This window comes from Mangrovactinospora gilvigrisea, from assembly GCF_001879105.1.
In the GTDB taxonomy this organism is placed as follows: Bacteria; Actinomycetota; Actinomycetes; order Streptomycetales; family Streptomycetaceae; genus Mangrovactinospora; species Mangrovactinospora gilvigrisea.
On the sequence record NZ_MLCF01000156.1, the window covers coordinates 1 to 17,783 of the forward strand.

At 74.7% G+C, this 17,783-nt stretch carries 12 protein-coding genes; 6 read left to right on the forward strand and 6 right to left on the reverse strand.

The window, feature by feature from the left end:
- From BIV57_RS22000 to BIV57_RS22015, 4 genes are all read left to right on the forward strand, one after another.
- Nucleotides 1-904 (forward strand): ATP-dependent helicase C-terminal domain-containing protein (locus BIV57_RS22000; protein ID WP_272868246.1); only part of this gene is annotated, 904 nt, incomplete at its 5' end.
- A 101-nt stretch (nt 905-1,005) separates the two neighbouring features.
- A complete protein-coding gene (locus BIV57_RS22005; protein ID WP_071658618.1) occupies nt 1,006-3,828 on the forward strand; it encodes an NPCBM/NEW2 domain-containing protein in 2,823 nt (940 codons plus the stop codon).
- 100 nt (nt 3,829-3,928) lie between these two features.
- Nucleotides 3,929-5,209, forward strand: a complete 1,281-nt coding sequence (locus BIV57_RS22010; RefSeq protein WP_071658619.1) for an MFS transporter — start codon at nt 3,929-3,931, stop codon at nt 5,207-5,209.
- 85 nt (nt 5,210-5,294) lie between these two features.
- Complete coding sequence (locus tag BIV57_RS22015; protein ID WP_071658620.1) at nt 5,295-6,407, forward strand: dienelactone hydrolase family protein; 1,113 nt, start codon at nt 5,295-5,297, stop codon at nt 6,405-6,407.
- Nucleotides 6,408-6,482: 75 nt separating this feature from the next.
- Here BIV57_RS22015 and BIV57_RS22020 read toward each other — a convergent pair whose 3' ends face one another.
- The 6 genes from BIV57_RS22020 to polA all read right to left on the reverse strand — a co-directional run bounded on the left by BIV57_RS22020 (nt 6,483) and on the right by polA (nt 14,944).
- Nucleotides 6,483-7,628: an amidohydrolase family protein gene (locus BIV57_RS22020; RefSeq protein WP_071658621.1), complete on the reverse strand. Its 1,146-nt coding sequence runs from the start codon at nt 7,626-7,628 to the stop codon at nt 6,483-6,485.
- A 3-nt stretch (nt 7,629-7,631) separates the two neighbouring features.
- Nucleotides 7,632-8,921, reverse strand: coding sequence for a type I glutamate--ammonia ligase (locus BIV57_RS22025; protein ID WP_079170586.1), 1,290 nt, complete (start codon nt 8,919-8,921; stop codon nt 7,632-7,634).
- Between the two features lie 133 nt (nt 8,922-9,054).
- The gene (locus BIV57_RS22030; protein ID WP_071658623.1) at nt 9,055-9,831 is read right to left on the reverse strand and encodes an ABC transporter ATP-binding protein; all 777 of its coding nucleotides are present in this window, start codon (nt 9,829-9,831) and stop codon (nt 9,055-9,057) included.
- Entirely contained in the window at nt 9,828-10,844 is a 1,017-nt protein-coding gene (locus tag BIV57_RS22035; protein WP_071658624.1) for a FecCD family ABC transporter permease, read from the reverse strand. The genes BIV57_RS22030 and BIV57_RS22035 overlap by 4 nt, the downstream gene beginning before the upstream one ends.
- Nucleotides 10,841-11,773 (reverse strand): ABC transporter substrate-binding protein, encoded by a 933-nt coding sequence (locus BIV57_RS22040; RefSeq protein WP_071658625.1) that lies wholly within the window; start codon nt 11,771-11,773, stop codon nt 10,841-10,843. Before BIV57_RS22040 ends, BIV57_RS22035 begins: the two co-directional genes overlap by 4 nt.
- 297 nt (nt 11,774-12,070) lie before the next feature.
- Nucleotides 12,071-14,944 (reverse strand): DNA polymerase I, encoded by a 2,874-nt coding sequence (polA, locus tag BIV57_RS22045; RefSeq protein ID WP_079170584.1) that lies wholly within the window; start codon nt 14,942-14,944, stop codon nt 12,071-12,073.
- Nucleotides 14,945-15,048: 104 nt separating this feature from the next.
- Here polA and BIV57_RS22050 point away from each other — a divergent pair, with 104 nt between their 5' ends.
- Entirely contained in the window at nt 15,049-17,340 is a 2,292-nt protein-coding gene (locus BIV57_RS22050) for an FdhF/YdeP family oxidoreductase (RefSeq protein WP_071658627.1), read from the forward strand.
- On the forward strand, nt 17,337-17,780 hold the full coding sequence (locus BIV57_RS22055; protein WP_071658628.1) for a hotdog fold thioesterase: 444 nt from the start codon (nt 17,337-17,339) through the stop codon (nt 17,778-17,780). Before BIV57_RS22050 ends, BIV57_RS22055 begins: the two co-directional genes overlap by 4 nt.
- Nucleotides 17,781-17,783: the final 3 nt, after the last annotated feature.

A 17,783-nucleotide genomic window follows, 5' to 3' on the forward strand; every position in this document is an offset into this window, starting at 1 on the left:
GTACCTGATGGTGTCGGGGACGGCCGCCGAGGTGGGGGCGGGGTCGCGGCTGGGCGGGGCGGAGTGGCTGGCGGTGGCCGTCGCGGATCGGCCCGAGGGGCGGGCCTCGGCGCGCGTCCGGCTGGCCGCGGTGCTGGACGGCGCGACGGCGCTGCGGGTGGCCGGCGGGGCGGCCGTCGCCGACGAGGTGCGGTGGGACGGCGGCGACGTGGTGGCGCGCCGGGTGGAGCGGCTGGGCGCGGTGGTGCTCGGCTCGGCGCCGCTGCGGGAGCCGGATCCGGCCGCGGTGCGGGCCGCGCTGCTGGAGGGGCTGCGCGAGCTGGGCCCGTCCGGGATGCTGCGCTGGACGGACGGCGCCGAGCGGCTCCGCCGGCGGATGGCGTTCCTGCACCAGGAGGTCGGCGCCCCCTGGCCCGCCGTCGACGACGGCGCCCTCGCCGCGCGCGCCGAGGAGTGGCTCGGCCCCGAGCTGGGCCGCGCCCGCCGCCGCGCCGACCTGGCCCGCGCCGACGCCGCGGACGCGCTGCGGCGCCTGCTGCCCTGGAACGACCCGTCCGGCGCCGCGCTGCGCTTCGACGCCCTCGCCCCCGAACGCGTGGCGGTGCCGAGCGGCTCGCGCGTCCGGGTGGAGTACGGCGGGGACGGCAGGCCGTTCCTGGCGGTGAAGCTCCAGGAGGTCTTCGGCTGGGAGGAGGCGCCGGCGCTCGCCGGCGGCCGCGTCCCGCTGACGCTCCATCTGCTCTCGCCCGCGGGGCGGGTGGTGGCGGTCACCGGCGACCTGCGGTCCTTCTGGGGCGACGGCTACCAGGCCGTCCGGCGCGACCTGCGCGGACGCTACCCCAAACATGCCTGGCCGGAGGACCCGCGGACGGTCCCGGCGCACCGGGGGACGCGGCCCCGCTAGCGCACCCGACCTCCGCACAGGTTCTTGACAGCTTGTCAGGTCCGCAATCACTGTGGCGTACACGGCTTTTGACAACGTAGTCATGACCTGGGGGTCCCCGCATGAGCCGTACCAGCCGCACCAGCGGCGTCAGCCGCCTCCTCGCGTTATTCGCCCTCCTCGCCTCCGTCCTCCTCGCACCCGGCCCCGCGGCCCGCGCCGCGACCGCCGCGACCGCCGCCGCCGACCCGCCGTCCACCGCCATCACCGTGGACGGCCACGCCACCGGACTCACCTTCGACGGCATCGGCGCCGAGAGCGGCGGGGGCGGCAACAGCCGCCTGCTGATGGACTACCCCGAGCCCGAGCGCAGCCGCATCCTCGACTACCTCTTCAAACCCGGCTACGGCGCCGACCTGCAGATCCTCAAGGTCGAGATCGGCGGCGACACCAACTCCACCGACGGCGCCGAGCCCAGCCACGAGCACACCCGCGGCGACCTCGACTGCAACCGCGGCTACGAGTGGTGGATCATGGAGCAGGCCAAGGCCCGCAACCCGCACATCAAGATCTACGGCCTCGCCTGGGGCGCGCCGGGCTGGATCGGCAACGGCGACTTCTGGTCCCAGGACATGGTCGACTACCTGATGGACTGGCTCGGCTGCGCCGCCACCCACCACATCGGCGTCGACTACCTCGGCGGCTGGAACGAGCGCGGCTGGGACAAGGCGTGGTACGAGAACCTGCACGCCGCCCTCCGCAGCCACGGCTACGCCACCACCCAGGTGGTCGGCGCCGACTCCGGCTGGGACGTCGCCGACGACATGGTCGCCGACAAGAAGTTCGCCGACTCCATCGACATCGTCGGCGCCCACTACCCCTGCCAGGGCGACGGCGGACCCGCCCTCTCCTGCTCCACCACGGCCAACGCCAAGGCCACCGGCAAGCCGCTGTGGGCCAGCGAGAACGGCTCCCAGGACGACAACACCGGCGCCCCCGCGCTGATCCGCTCCATCACCCGCGGCTACCTCGACGCCGACATGACGGCCTACCTCAACTGGCCGCTGATCGCCGCCCTCTACCCCGGCATGCCCTACGAGACCACCGGGCTCGCCGTCGCCAACTCCCCCTGGTCCGGCGCCTACTCGCTGGGCAAGAGCCTGTGGGCGACCGCCCAGGTCACCCAGTTCACCCGGCCCGGCTGGCGGTTCCTCGACAGCGCCTCGGGCTACCTCGGCGGCGACCGCGCCAACGGCTCCTACGTCTCGCTGCGCTCCCCCGGCGGCGACGCCTTCAGCACCATCGTGGAGACCACCACCGCCACCGCCGACCAGCACCTCAGCCTCGCGACCGCCGGCGGCCTGCCGCACCCGGCCGCGCTGCAGGTCCGGGAGACGGACGTCAGCTCCGCCGCCGCCCCCGACAACTTCACCCGGCTGCCCGACCTCACCCCGGGCTCGGACGGGCGCTACTCCCTCGACCTCAAGCCCGGCCGCGTCTACACCCTCACCACCGTCGGCGCCGGCGGCAAGGGAACCGCCGCCGGCCCGGCCGCGCACGGCCTGCGGCTGCCCTACGCCGACTCCTACGACCAGGACCGGACCGGCAGCGAGGCCCGCTACCTCGCCGACATGCAGGGCGCGTTCGAGGTGCGGCCGTGCACCGGGCGCGGCGGGCAGTGCCTGCGGCAGATGGCGCCCGTCAAGCCGATCGAGTGGAACGACGACTCCGACGCCTACGCCCTGCTCGGCGACCGCACCTGGAAGGACTACACGGTCTCCACGGACGTCCGGATGGCCGGCGACGCCCCCGTCGAGCTGTGGGGCCGGGCCGGCGACCAGCAGCGGCCGCAGTCCCACCAGGCCGGCTACCTCTACCGGATCGACGCCAAGGGCAACTGGTCGATCTCCCGCTCGGACACCGACGGGACGATCACGAAGATCGTCGGCGGCACCACCCGTGCGCCGGGTCTCGACTCCTGGCACCGCATCGGGCTGACCATGGACGGCACCACGCTCACCGCCTCCGTGGACGGCCGCCGCATCGCCGCCGTGGACGACTCCGCCTACCGCAGCGGCAGCGTGGGCATCGGCATAGTCGGCTACCAGACCGACGAGTTCGACAACCTGCGGATCACCCCCGCCTCGGGCGCGCCCGCGCCCGCCACGCTCGCCGTCAAGGCCGACCCGACGACCGTGCAGCGGGGCGCGTCCACGACGCTCACCGCGACGTTCGCGGTGCCGGCAGGCGGCCCGACGGCGACCGGGCTGACGCTCGCCCCCGACCTGCCCACCGGGTGGAAGGCCGCGTCCGGGCCGGTGCGGCTCGGCACGGTGAAGCCCGGCGGGACGGCCACCGCCAGCTGGCAGGTGACCGCGCCGACCGCGCTGGACACGCCGCTGGACCACCGGTTGGGCGTCGTCGCCACCTACGGGCGGGACGCGGTGCCGCACTGGACCACGGGCGGCACCCCGGTCACCGTCCCCATCCCGCCGCCCACCGGGGACGTCTACGTCAGCGACCTGGCGTTCCCGGCGACCACCAACGGCTGGGGACCGGTCGAGCGGGACACCTCCAACGGCGAGCAGGCGGCCGGGGACGGACTCCCCCTCACCCTTGCCGGCACCGTCTACAAAAAGGGCCTGGGCGTCCATGCGATCGGCGACGTCACCGTCTACCTGGGCGGCAACTGCACCCGCTTCACCGCCGTCACCGGCATCGACGCCGAGGTCGGCAACGCCGGCGACGTGACGTTCACGGTCCGCGGCGACGGCAAGGACCTGGTGACCACGCCGGAGCTGGTCGGCGGCGGCCCCGCCCAGCCCGTCTCGGTGGACGTCACCGGGGTGCAGAAGCTGGACCTGATGATCAACCAGGTCGGCGACAACAACGCGCACGACCACGGCGACTGGGCCGACGCCAAGTTGACCTGCGCCTCGGGGTGATCCCGACGGCCCGCGCCCGGCGCGCACGCCCCCGACGCACCCGCGTCTCACGCCTTCGGGGGATGCCGCCGCGGCGCGGGCCGCGCCGAGACTGGCGATCATGCAATCCGGCCTCCGGCGTGTCGCCGCCGCGTCGTTCATCGGCACCGCCATCGAGTTCTACGACTTCTTCGCCTACGGCACCGCCGCCGCCCTCGTCCTCAACCGCGCCTTCTTCCCGCAGCTCTCCCCCGCCGCCGGCACCCTCGCGGCCTTCTCCACCTACGCCGTGGCCTTCCTCGCCCGGCCGCTGGGCGCCGCGCTCTTCGGGCACTTCGGCGACCGGCTGGGCCGCAAGTCGATGCTGGTGCTGTCGCTGCTGATGATGGGCGGCGCCACCGTGCTGATCGGCGTGCTGCCCGGCTACCGGTCCATCGGCGCCTGGGCGCCCGCGCTGCTGGTGGCGCTGCGCGTGGTGCAGGGCCTGGGGCTGGGCGGCGAGTGGGGCGGGGCGGTGCTGCTGGCCGTGGAGTCCGCCCCGCCGGAGCGCCGCGGCCGGGCCGGGGGCTTCCCGCAACTCGGCCCGTCCGCGGGCTTCTTCGCCTCCACCGGGGCGTTCTGGCTGCTGTCGGTGGTCCTGGACAAGGCGGCGTTCGACTCCTGGGGCTGGCGGCTGCCGTTCCTCGCCTCCACCGCGCTGCTGGTCACCGGGCTCGTCGTCCGGCTGCGGATCGCCGAGACCCCGGTCTTCGCCGGCCTGGCCGAACGCCGGGAGACCAGCCGCCGCCCGCTGCTGGAGGTGCTGCGCGGCAGCCCGCGGCAGGTGCTGCTCGGCGCCGGGGTGATGGCGTTCTCCTACGCGCTCTTCTACATCTCCTCCTCCTACTGCCTCGTCTACCTCACCACCGTCCGGGCGATGCCGCGGCGGACGGCGCTGTCGCTGGCCCTCGTCGCGATCGTCTGCCTGGCCGCCGGCACCTGGACCTCGGCCGGGGCCTCGGACCGGCTGGGACGCCGGGTGCCGGTGCGGGCCGCGACGGCGGCCGCCGGGCTGTGGTCGCTGGCGCTCTTCCCGCTGCTCGACTCCGGCTCGGTGGCGCTGACGGGGGTGGGGCTCGCGGTCGCCGGGCTGCTCAACGGGGCGCTGCACGGGCCGATCGGGGCGTTCCTGCCGGAGCTGTTCGCCGCGCGGGTGCGCTACAGCGGCGCCGCGGTCGCCTACAACCTCGGCGGGGTGGTGGGCGGCGGGGCCGCGCCGCTGCTGGCGATCCGGCTGCAACCGCGGTTCGGGGCCGACTCGGTGGGGTGGATGCTCGCCGGGCTGGCGGTGGTCTCGCTGCTGTGCCTGGCGCGGCTGCCGGAGACCGCGGGGGTCGCGGCGGAGGAGCCGGCGGCGGCGTGAGGGGGCGGCGGCGTGATCGGGAGTGTCCTGACCCGGCCGTTCGCGACCGGGCCGGGCGGCCGAACTGCCGGATAGGGTGCGGCGCATGGAGCTGCTGGGGAACGGCAAACGCGATTACCGCGATCTGGGGATCTTCTCCGAGCTGGTGGAGCTGACCGCGCCGCGCCGGGCCGGGCGGATGGCGCCCGGTCCGGAGCTGGTCGCCGCCGCGCGCGAGGCGATCGGCGTGCTGGACCTGGCGCCCGGCGACGCGCGCGTGGAGCGGAGCTGGACCAGCGCGGACGGCGAGCTGGTCGGCGAGGAGGTCTCCTGGTCGGTCGGGTTCGGCCCGCGCACCCGCGCCTATCTGCTGCGTCCCGCCGGCGCCGATCCGGCGGAGCCGCTGCCCGGGGTCGTCGCGCTGCACTGCCACGGCGGCCACAAGTGGCAGGGCAAGGAGAAGATCGCCAACGGCCCGGACGGCCCCGACGGATACGCCGCCGCGTGCCAGGAGGAGCTGTACGGCGGGCGGGCCTGGGCGGACGAGCTGGCCCGCCGGGGCCACGTGGTGCTGGCGCACGACACCTTCCTGTGGGGCAGCCGGCGCATCCCGGCGGACCAGATCCCCGGGGCGGAGGGGCACGCCGCGGAGCGCGCGTACGACTCCGTCGCCAACCCCTACGAGCACGTCGTCTCCAAGTGGTGCGGGCTGCTGGGCACTTCGGTCGCCGGCGTGGTCGCGGGCGAGGACCTCGCGGCGGCGGCGTACCTGCGGTCGCGTCCGGAGGTGGACGGGTCGCGGATCGGGTGCGCGGGGCTCTCCGGCGGGGGGTGCCGCTCGGCGATGCTGGGGGCGTTCGACGGCGGGATGGCGGCGGTGGCGATCTCCGCGATGATGTCGACGTACGACGAGCTGCTGGACGGGTTCGCGGTGAAGCACACCTGGATGTTCCAGCCCGCGGCGCTGAGTCCGATCGCGGAGTGGCCGGCGCTGACCGCTTGCGCGGTGTCGGCGGGGGCGGGGCTGCTGGTGCAGTACGCGCGGGGGGACGCGCTGTTTCCGGAGCGGGGGATGGCGGCGGCGGATGCCACGTTGGCGGCGGCGTGCGGGGAGGACGGGTACCAGGGGCAGTGGTTCGAGGGGCCGCACCGCTTTGACGTGGCGATGCAGGAGGCGGCGTTCTCGTGGTTGCGGGGGCGGTTGGCCGCACGGCAGTAGGCCGTGGCCCCTGTTCGCCGCACCTCCCGCCCCGGCACCCCACCCGCCTGCGGGCGTGAGGTGCCGGGGCGCGGGTCACGCCATCCCGTAGACACGCAAGGCGTTCTCCGTGGAGACCAGCCGCGCGACGCGCTCCGCGTCCGGCGGAGCCCACGCGCCGTCCGCGACGAAGCCGGCGAGGACCGTGGCGAGCGCCTCGCGGTACGTCAGCGCCGCCACCGCGTACAGCTCCGGCACGCCCGCCGCGTCCGTGGAGAACAGCAGCTTCCCGAACGGCGCCAGCTCCAGGTACTCCGCCAGCACCGCCGCCGCCCGCGCGCCCACATGGTGCAGCGTCAGCCCGACGTCCGCGTAGACGTGCGGCAGCACCGCCGCCAGGTACGCCGCCGAGCGGTGGAACGGGTAGCCGTGCAGCAGCACCACCTCGCAGCCGGTGGACGCCAACTCCCGCAGCAGCTCCGTCAGCAGCGCCGGATCGGTCTCGGCGAGCCGCAGATCGGGGTCGCCGAAGCCGGTGTGGATCTGGATCGGCAGCCCCGAGTCGGCAGCCGTCCACAGCAGGAACCGGTGCAGCACCGGGTCGTTGATCCGCACCGGACGCTCCGCCAGCCGCGCCACCATCAGCGCATGGTCGGCCGCGCGCCGCACCTCGCGCCGGCCGGGCCGTCCGGTGCGGTGCAGCCGGAAGCCGTGCCGGTACGCCATGATCGACTTGAAGGCGACGGCCCCGCCCTCCACCGCGGCCTCCACCGCCGCCTCGAAGCGGTCGGCGAAGTCGTGCGCCCCGCTCGCCGCCACCACCTCCTCGGCGAGCGTCTCCAGCCGCACCACCTCGCGGCGCACCGTCCCCTCCGGCGACGGCCCGCCGAGCGCCGGGCCCGCCGGGCGGAACCCGGTGTCCACCAGGAACGCGCCGATCCCGGTCGCACCCAGCAGCCGGCGCTCCGCCTCCGCGCCGCCCAACTCGGTGCGCCGGGCGAGGTAGTCGCCGATCGCGGCGTGCGGCTCCAGCCCCAGCAGCGGCGCGCACCAGCGCCGCACCGCGAACCCCAGCTGGCTGTCGAGGTGGGTGGTACCGGGCGCGGGCGGGGTGTCGGACTCGGTGAGGCGGCGGGCGAGCGCCTCCTCGGTCATCGGCTCCTCGGCGGGGATCAGGCCGTGGCAGTGGTGGTCGACGAGCGGCGGCAGCGCCTCCGGGTCGAGGCGCCAGGCGGTGGTCATCGGTCAGTACCTCCAGCGGGTGGCCGCGGCGATCTCCTGGGGGTCGCGGCCGGCGAACAGCTCGACCTCGGCGAGGCGTTCGGTGCGGATGACGTCGTGCAGCACCTCGCCGAGCGCGGCCTTGAGGACCTCGGAGTCGGTGAAGCGGTCGGTCGCCTCGCGCAGGGTGGTCGGCAGCCGGACGGGGCCGCCCGCGGTGCCGTCCGCCGCGGCGGGGTCGCCGCTGATCGGCTCGGGCAGCTTCAGCCGGTCGTCGATGCCGGCGAGCCCGGCGGCGATCACCGCGCCGACCACGAGGTACGGGTTGGCCGCCGGATCCAGGCACTTGACCTCGGCGTTCGCCGCGTCGGTGTCGTCCGGGGCGCCCGTCACGAACCGCAGCGCGGCCTCCCGCGCCTCGTGGCCCCACACCTGGTAGACGCCGGCCCAGTGGGACGGGATGAGCCGCAGGTAGCTCGCCGGGCTGGGGGCGCCGATCGCCAGCAGCGCGGGCAGCTCGCGCAGCACCCCGGCGAGGAAGAACTCGGCCTCCTCGGTCATGCCGAACGGGCCGTTGCCGCCGCGGCACAGGTTGCGCCCGTCCCGCCAGAGGCTCAGGTGCAGGTGGCGGCCGTTGCCGACGCCATCGGGGACGAGGACGGGGCCGAAGCAGGAGCGCTGGCCGTGGGCGAGGCCGACGGCGCGGATCGCCTCGCGCACCAGGACGGCGGTGTCGGCGGCGCCGACCGGGTCCTCGGGGGCGGTGGAGAGCTCGAACTGGCCGGGCGAGTACTCGGGGTGGAGCTGGAGGACGGTCACCTCCTGCTCGTCCAGGGCCCGCAGCAGGTCGGTGAGGTACCCGGGGAGCTGGGCGATCCGGGCGGCGCCGTAGGCGGGTCCCTCGCACGGGTAGGCGAGCTCGGCGTCGTCGTCGCCCGGAAGGGTGGAGATCCATTCGGTCTCGAAGCCCATCCGCAGCTCCAGGCCGTGGTCGTCGGCCGCGCGGGCCGCCTGGCGGCGGGCGAAGGCGCGCTGGCAGGCGGGGTGCGGGGTGCCGTCCTGGGCGAAGCGGTCGACGGGGGCGGAGGCCCAGCCGGCGACGGGCGCGGCGGTGCGCAGCCGGCTCAGGTCGGGGACGAGGCGCAGGTCGCCGTCGGGGCCGCCGATGAAGCGGCCGGGGGTGGCGGAGTCGTCGACCTGGTAGGTGTCGAAGACCGGCGACATGCCGACGCCGCGGGCGGCGGCGTCGGGGAGGCGGGGGACGGGGACGACCTTGACGCGGGTGATCCCGGCGACGTCCACGAAGGTCAGCATCGCCGCGGTGATGCCCAAGGAGGTGAGCCTGGCGGCTTCTTGGCGAGCGTTGGGTGCGGTCACCGTGTCAGTTTGCCCGGGTTGCGCCGCGGGACGCGGCGATCGTCGCGGAGTTACCGGTTCGTGGCTCCCGCTACGGCGCGCGGACCGGGATGACCACCGGCCGCCCGGTGCTGTCCCGGGCGACCTCGACGCGGGCGCCGTAGACGCGGTGGATGAGCTGCTCGGTGAGGACCTTCTCCGCGGGGCCCTCCGCCGCCACCTCGCCCGCGGCCATCAGCACCAGGCGGTCGGCGTACTGCCCGGCGGTCGTCAGGTCGTGGAGGGTGGAGACCACCGCCGGGCCGCCGTCCGCCCGCAGTTCGTCCACCAGGCCCAGCACCTGCTGCTGGTGGCCGACGTCCAGCGCCGAGGTCGGCTCGTCCAGCAGCAGCAGCCGCGGCCGCTGGGCCAGTGCCCGCGCCAGCGCCGCGCGCTGCCGCTCGCCGCCGGAGAGCGTGGTGAGCCGACGCCGCGTCAGCCCGGTGAGCCGCAGCCGCTCCATCGCCTCGCCGGCCGCCGCGCGGTCGCTCGCGCCGGGCGCGGCGAGCGGGCCCAGGTACGGCGTCCGCCCCAGCAGGACGTACTCCTCGACGGTCAGCTCGGCCGGCATCACCGGCGCCTGCGGGACGTAGGCGAGCCGGCGGGCCCGCTCGCGGCGGCGCATCCGCGCCGGGTCCTCGCCGTCCAGGGCGATCCGTCCGGCGGCCAGCGGCAGCAGCCCGGCGAGCGCCCGCAGCAGCGTCGACTTGCCCGCCCCGTTGGGGCCGATGACGGCGAGCCAGCCGCCGTCGGGGACCTGGCAGTCGACGCCGTGCAGCACCTCGGTGCCGTCCAGCGCGGCGCGCACGCCCTCCGCGCGGAGCGTCATGACGCGCCCCCCGAGCGGGTGGTGCGCAGGATCCAGACGAACAGCGGCGAGCCGAGCGCCGCCGTCACCACCCCGATGGGCAGCTCGGCGGGGGCCAGCACGGTGCGCGCCAAGGTGTCGGCGAGCACCAGGAATCCGGCGCCGACCAGCATCGACAGCGGCAGCACCCGGACGTGCGAGACGCCGGCGAGGCGCCGCACCGCGTGCGGTACGACGATCCCGACGAAGCCGATCAGCCCGCTGACCGCGACCGCGGCGGCCGCGGCGAGCGTCGCCCCGCAGACCACCAGCAGCCGGATGCGGGCCGGGTGCAGGCCCAGCGAGGCGGCCTCCTCCTCGCCGACCGCCAGCACGTCCAGCCGCCGGGCGTGCGCCAGCACCACGGCCGTGCCGACGACCGCGTAGGGCAGCGGCTGCGCCAGGTGCGTCCAGTCGGCGCCGGCCAGCGAGCCCAGCAGCCAGGCGTAGACCTCCTGGAGGGAGCGGGTGGCGCCCTGCAGCACGAAGGTCTGGGCGGCGGAGAAGAAGAGGCCGACGGCGACGCCCGCGAGCAGCAGCGTCGAGGTGGAGGTGCGGCCCACCGAGCCGGCCGCCAGCGCCAGCGCGACGGCGGCGAGCGCCCCGGCGAACGCGGCCGCGGGGACGGCGAGTCCGGCCGCCCCGGCGACGATGGCGACGGTGGCGCCGAGCCCGGCGCCGGCGGAGGAGCCGAGCATCGAGGAGTCGACCAGCGGGTTGCGGAAGACGCCCTGGTAGCCGGCGCCGGCTACCGCGAGCAGCGCCCCGACCAGCGCGGCGAGCAGCACCCGCGGCAGCCGGATCTGCAGCAGCACGGCCCGGTCGACCGGGTCGACGGCGCCGCCGGCGTGCACCCCGGGGAGCTGGTCGACCAGCACCCGGAAGACCTCGCCGGGGCCGAGCCCGGAGGCCCCGACCGTCACTCCGCAGGCCAGCGCGGCCAGCAGGAAGGCGACGGCCAGCAGCCAGACCAGCCGGCCCCGACGGTGGGTCACTTACCGGCCTGCTCGACGGCCTTGGCGATGCTGCCGACCAGCAGCGGAAGGCGCGGCCCCCAGCGGGAGGCGATGTCGGCGTCGAGCGGGTAGATGCGGTTCTTGGCCACGGCCGGGACGACGGACCAGCCCGCCCGGGCCTTGACGGTGGCCGCGGTCTGGCCGCCGCCGGAGCCGGTGTCGGCGAGCAGCACCACGTCCGGGCGGGACTTGACGATGTACTCCTCGCTGAGCTGCGGGTATCCGCCGGAGGAGGCGGCGCCGGGCGCCTTGTCGGCGATGTTGCGCAGCCCGAACATGGCGACGATGCGGCCCACCAGGCTGTCGGAGGAGGCCGCGTAGTACGGCTTGGCGGTGGTCTCCCAGTAGGCGGAGAGGTCGGAGTGGTCGCGTCCGGCCTTCTTCAGCTGCCCGTCGATGGAGGTCTTCATCGCGGCGGCGACGGAGCGGCCCCGGGTGGCGTGGCCGGTGAGGCTGCCGACCTGGGCAACCTGGGCGTAGGCCGCGGGGAGGGTGTCGGCGGCGGGCAGCACGACGGTCTTCACGCCGAGCTTCTTCAGCCCGGAGACCAGGCCGCCGCGGTCCTGGGCGGCGAGCACCAGGTCGGGGCGGTACTTGGCGATCGCCTCGACGTTGGGGGTGTAGGCGCTCAGGGAGGTCTTCGGCGCCTGCTTCGGGTAGTCCGAGAGGCTGTCGACGGCCACCACCTGCCGGCCGGCGCCGACCGCGTAGAGGTCCTCGGTGGCGGTGGGCGACAGCGAGACGATCCGCTTGGGGGCGCCGGCCGCCGCGCCGGACGCGGCGCTCCTGCTCGCGGCGGGGGCGCTCGTGCCGCCGGATCCGCTGCTTCCGCAGCCGGCCAGCAGGGCCAGGGCCGCGAGCGCCGCGGCGGCGGTGCCGGCGAACCGGCGGTTCAGGGGGTGGGTCATCCGCCACTGCTCCGATGGACGGGTGGCGGGAGGGGACCGGACACGCCGCGACGGCGCGGACGGGCCCACCCTGGCCACGAGGTGGGACGTCGTCGGCGCGCTCGCAGGCGACCTGGCTTCGCCGCCCTCGGAAAGGGGGCGTCACAGTTGCGGGACAGCGCCGGACTGGTCCCGGTCCCCCGGGATGTCACCGGCTTCGCTGCGCAGCGCGCCGAGCCACTTTATCCCACCTGCGACCCCGCCCCGGGCCGGGCGGGGCGCTGGGCCGCAAGACCGGCGAACCGGACACCGCGGCCCTCAGTGGGCGGCGTCCTCCCAGTTGGCGCCGTCGCCCACCGAGACATCCAGCGGCGCCTTGAGCGGGTAGGCCCCGGACATCTCCTTGCGGACCAGGCGCTCCACCGCCTCGCGCTCGCCCGGCGCCACCTCGACCACGATCTCGTCGTGCACCTGGAGCAGCATCCTCGACCGCAGCCCCTCGCCGGCCAGCGCCCGGTCCACCTTGAGCATCGCCAGCTTGACGATGTCCGCCGCCGAGCCCTGGATCGGCGCGTTGAGCGCCATCCGCTCGGCCATCTCGCGGCGCTGCCGGTTGTCGCTGTTGAGGTCGGGCAGATAGCGGCGGCGGCCGAGCAGCGTCTCGGTGAAGCCGGTGGCCCGCGCCTCGTCGACGACCCGGCGCAGGTAGTCCCGCACCCCGCCGAACCGCTCGAAGTAGGTGTCCATCAGCGTGCGGGCCTCCTCCGCGGAGACGCCCAGCTGGCCGGAGAGGCCGAACGCGGAGAGCCCGTAGGCCAGTCCGTACGACATCGCCTTGATCTTGCGGCGCATCTCGGCGTCGACCTTCTCGGGCGGGACGCCGAACACCTGGGAGGCGACCGCGTTGTGCAGGTCCTCGCCGGAGCGGAAGGCCTCCAGGAGGCCGGCGTCCTCCGAGACATGGGCCATCACGCGCAGCTCGATCTGCGAGTAGTCGGCCGTCAGCAGCGACTCGTAGCCCTCGCCGACCACGAACGCCCGCCGGATGTGCCGGCCGTCCTCGGTGCGCACCGGGATGTTCTGCAGGTTGGGGTCGGTCGAGGACAGCCGGCCCGTCGCCGCCACCATCTGGTTGAAGGTGGTGTGGATGCGCCCGTCCGGCGCCACCGTCTTGATCAGGCCCTCGACGGTGGTCTTCAGCCGGTTGCGGTCGCGGTGCCGCAGCACGATCACCGGCAGCTCGTTGTCGGTCTGCCCGGCGAGCCAGGCCAGCGCGTCGGCGTCGGTGGTGTAGCCGGTCTTGGTCTTCTTGGTCTTGGGGAGCCCCAGCTCCTCGAAGAGGACCTCCTGCAGCTGCTTGGGCGAGCCCAGGTTGAGCGGGTGGCCGACGACCTTGTGGGCCTCGGCGACCGCCTGGTCGGCCTCCGCCTGGTACTGCTCGACGAGCCGCTCCAGGGCCGGGCGGTCGGCGGCGATGCCGACCCGCTCCATGCCCACCAGCACGTCCCCGAGAGGCAGTTCGAGGTCGCGCATCAGCTCCAGGGCGTTGCTGCCGGCGAGCTTGGCGCCGAAGTGGTCGGCGAGGTCGGAGACGGCGCGGGCCTCCAGCATCAGCGCCTCGGAGGCGGCGCGGTCGTTCGCGCCCTCCTCCTGCTCGGCGGCGTCGAAGTCGAACGCCTGCTGGCCGTCCTCCTCGGTGAGGTTGCCGGCCGCGCCCAGCGCGGCGGCGCGCGGCAGCTCGCGGTGGAGCACGTCCTCGACCAGCACCTCCAGCTCGGTGAGCTGGCGCTTGGACTTGTCGAAGCGGATCCGGCCGGCGCGGTCGCGGCGGTGGCGGCCGGGCGGGTCGGTCTCGAAGGGGCGGGCGCCGGGCTCGTCGAGGTAGGAGGCGAGCGCGGTGTCGATCTCGACGCCGGCCAGCGGCCAGCCGCGCTCGGCGAAGACCCGCACCAGGTGCTTGCCGAGGTGGACGGCCTTCTTGCGGCCGGCGTCGGCGAGCCAGGCGGTGAGCGCCGACTCGTCGGCGCCGTCCAGCCGTTCGGGGCGGAAGGCGGCGGCCGGGCCGGACCCCACGGCGAGCGCCACCTCGGCGACATCGCCGGCGCCCAGCTCCCAGGTGTAGTCGGCGGCGACCGCGACCCGCTCGCCGCCGTGCTCCTGGAGCCAGCCGGCCAGCTCGCCGGGGGCCAGCGCCCGGCCCGCGATGCTCGGCCCGGCCTCGGCGGTCTCGGCCGCCGCGGCCTCGGCGCCGAGGCCGGCGGGATCGACGGCCAGCACCCGGCCGCGGAAGTTGTCGTTGCGGAACTCCAGCGCGTCCATCAGGACGTCCAGCGCCTGCCGGTCGAACGGCTTGCGGGCCAGCTCGCCGGGGCCCAGCTCCAGCTCGACGTCGCGCACCAGCTCGGTGAGGCGGCGGTTGCGCAGCACCGAGTCGAGGTTGTCGCGCAGGTTGGTGCCGACCACGCCCTTGATCTCGTCGGCGTGCTCGACGAGCTCCTGCAGCGAACCGTACTGGACGATCCACTTGGTGGCCGTCTTCTCGCCGACCTTGGGGATGCCGGGCAGGTTGTCGGACGGATCGCCGCGCAGCGCCGCGAAGTCCGGGTACTGGGCGGGGGTGAGGCCGTACTTCTCCTCGACCTTGGCCGGGGTGAAGCGGGTCAGCTCGGAGACGCCGCGGGTCGGGTACAGGACGGTGACGTCGTCGGTGACCAGCTGCAGCGCGTCGCGGTCGCCGGTGACGATGAAGACCTCGTAGCCGTCGGCGGCCGCCTCGGTGGCCAGCGTGGCGATGATGTCGTCCGCCTCGAAGCCCTCCAGGGCCAGGTGCGGGACGTTCATCGCGTCGAGCATCTCGTTGATCAGCTCGACCTGGCTGCGGAACTCGTCCGGCGTCTCGGCGCGGTTGGCCTTGTACTCCGGGAACTCCTCGGTGCGGAAGGTGCGCCGGGAGACGTCGAAGGCGACGGCGAAGTGGGTGGGCCGCTCGTCCCGCAGGGTGTTCGCCAGCATGCTGGCGAAGCCGTAGACGGCGAACGTCGGCTGCCCCACCGAGGTCGTCATCCCGCCCTCCTTGAGGGCGTAGAAGGCCCGGTAGGCCATGGAGTGCCCGTCCAGCAGCATCAGGCGGGGGCGATCGCCGCCCGCCCCACCGCCGCCGGCCTTCTTCGCGTCCGCCTTCTTCTCCGCCATCTTCCCGTCCCGAGGTGCTGCCTTCGCTGCCACACCGAAACCCTAGCGGTCCGCACCGACACTCCCCGTCGACCGGGCCGCACCGCCCGAGTAGCGTGGTCCGCATGGCGAGCAAGGCACCCCAGGACGACCCGGCGCAGGACGCCCCCACCATCGGCGAGCCGGAGCGTTCGGCCGTCGGCGCGCCCGCGGTCTACCACGCACTGAAGATCAGCAATGCGCAGATGGGGGCCGTCCGCACGGTCCGGGCGCTGGCGAGGGTGAACCAGAAGAAGGGGTTCGACTGCCCGGGCTGCGCCTGGCCCGACGGCGGCCACCGGCACCTCGCCGAGTTCTGCGAGAACGGCGCCAAGGCGGTCGCCGAGGAGGCCACCGTGCGCCGGGTGGGGCCGGAGTTCTTCGCCGCGCACCCGGTCGCCGAGCTCGCCGAGCGCTCCGACTACTGGCTGGGCCAGCAGGGCCGGCTCACCCACCCCATGCTGCTGGACGACGGCGCCACCCACTACCGCCCGGTCTCCTGGGACGACGCCTTCGCGCTGGTCGGCGGGGAGCTGAAGCGCTGCGCCACACCCGACGAGGCGGTCTTCTACACCTCCGGCCGCACCAGCAACGAGGCGGCCTTCCTCTACCAGCTGTTCGCCCGCCGGCTCGGCACCAACAACCTGCCGGACTGCTCCAACATGTGCCACGAGTCGTCCGGTTCGGCGCTCACCGAGACGATCGGCATCGGCAAGGGCAGCGTGCTGCTGGAGGACCTGCCGAAGGCCGATCTGATCATCGTGGCGGGGCAGAACCCGGGCACCAACCACCCCCGGATGCTCGCCACCCTGGAGGCCGCCAAGAAGAACGGCGCCCGGATCATCGCGGTCAACCCGCTGCCCGAGGCCGGGCTGGAGCGGTTCAAGAACCCGCAGACGGTGCACGGCATGGCCGGCGGCGGCACCAGGCTCTCCGACCTCTTCCTCCAGGTGCGGCTCGGCGGCGACCTGGCGCTCTTCCGCGAGCTGAACCGGCGGCTGCTCGCCGACGAGCAGCAGCTCGACCGCGCCTTCATCGAGGAGCACACGCACGGCTTCGAGGAGTTCGCGGACGCCGCCCGCAAGACCGCCCCCGAGGAGCTGGCCGCCGCCCACGGCCTGCCCGAGGCGCAGCTGGACGCCGCCTACCGGGAGGTCGTCCGGGCCGAGAACGTCATCGTCTGCTGGGCGATGGGCCTGACCCAGCACCGCGACTCGGTGCCCACCATCCGCGAGGTCGTCAACTTCCTGCTGCTGCGCGGCAACATCGGCCGGCCCGGCGCCGGGGTGTGCCCGGTGCGCGGCCACAGCAATGTGCAGGGCGACCGCACCATGGGCATCTACGAGAAGCCCAAGGACGCCTTCCTGGACGCGCTGGGCGCCGAGTTCGGCTTCGAGCCGCCGCGCCGGCCCGGCCACGACACCGTGGAGTCCATCCGGGCGATGCGCGACGGGCGGGTGCGGGTCTTCTTCGCGATGGGCGGCAACTTCGTCTCCGCGACCCCCGACACCGCCGTCACCGAGGAGGCGATGCGGCGCTGCCGGCTGACCGTGCACGTCTCCACCAAGCTCAACCGCTCGCACGTGGTGACCGGGCAGCGCGCCCTGATCCTGCCCACCCTGGGCCGCACCGACCGCGACCGGCAGGCCTCCGGGCGGCAGTTCGTCACCGTCGAGGACTCCATGGGCATGGTGCACTCCTCGCGCGGCAACCTGCCCCCGGCCGGCGACCTGCTGCTCAGCGAGATCGCCATCATCGCCCGGCTCGCCGTCGCCGCACTCGGCGCCGAGGACGCCGTGCCCTGGGCCGAGATGGCCGCCGACTACGACCGGATCCGCGACCGCATCGCCCGCGTCGTCCCCGGCTTCGAGGACTTCAACGCCCGGGTCAAGCGCCCGGACGGCTTCGCCCTGCCGCACGCCCCGCGCGACAGCCGAAGCTTCCCCACGGCCAGCGGCAAGGCCAACTTCACCCCCAACGAACTGGTGGTCAAGCGGGTCCCGGAGGGCAGGCTGCTGCTGCAGACGCTGCGCAGCCACGACCAGTACAACACCACCATCTACGGCCTCGACGACCGCTACCGCGGCATCCGGCAGGGCCGCCGGGTGGTGCTGGTGCACCCCGAGGACGCGGCCGCGCTGGGCGTCGCCGACGGCGAGCACGTCGATGTGGTCTCCGAATGGCCGCTGCCCGACGGCACGGTGCAGGAGCGGCGGGCGGAGAACTTCAGGGTGGTCGGCTACCCGACGGCGCGCGGCTGCGCCGCCGCCTACTTCCCGGAGACCAATGTGCTGGTCCCGCTCGACTCCACGGCCGAGACGTCCAACACCCCCACGTCCAAGTCGATCGTGGTGCGCCTGGTACAAAGGCAGGCATGAGCAGCGACAAGGTGTTCCCCGACCACCTGATGGAGCGGTTCCGCGCCGAGGGCATCGACCCGGCCCTCTTCTCCGGCGGCGACCTCGGCGCCCGGATGGGCATCACCCTGGTCGAGGCCTCCGCCGACAAGGTCGTGGCCACCATGCCGGTGGACGGCAACCGCCAGCCCTACGGCCTGCTGCACGGCGGCGCCTCGGCGGTGCTGGCCGAGACGCTGGGCTCGATCGGGGCGATGCTGCACGCCGGCCCCGGCCGCTACGCGGTGGGCGTCGACCTCAACGCCACCCACCACCGCTCGGCCACCGAAGGCCTGGTCACCGGCACCGCCACCCCGCTGCACCTGGGGCGCACCGTCGCCACCTACGACATCGTCATCACCGACGAGAAGGACCGCCGGGTCTGCACCGCCCGCATCACCTGCAACCTGCGCGACCAGTAGGGC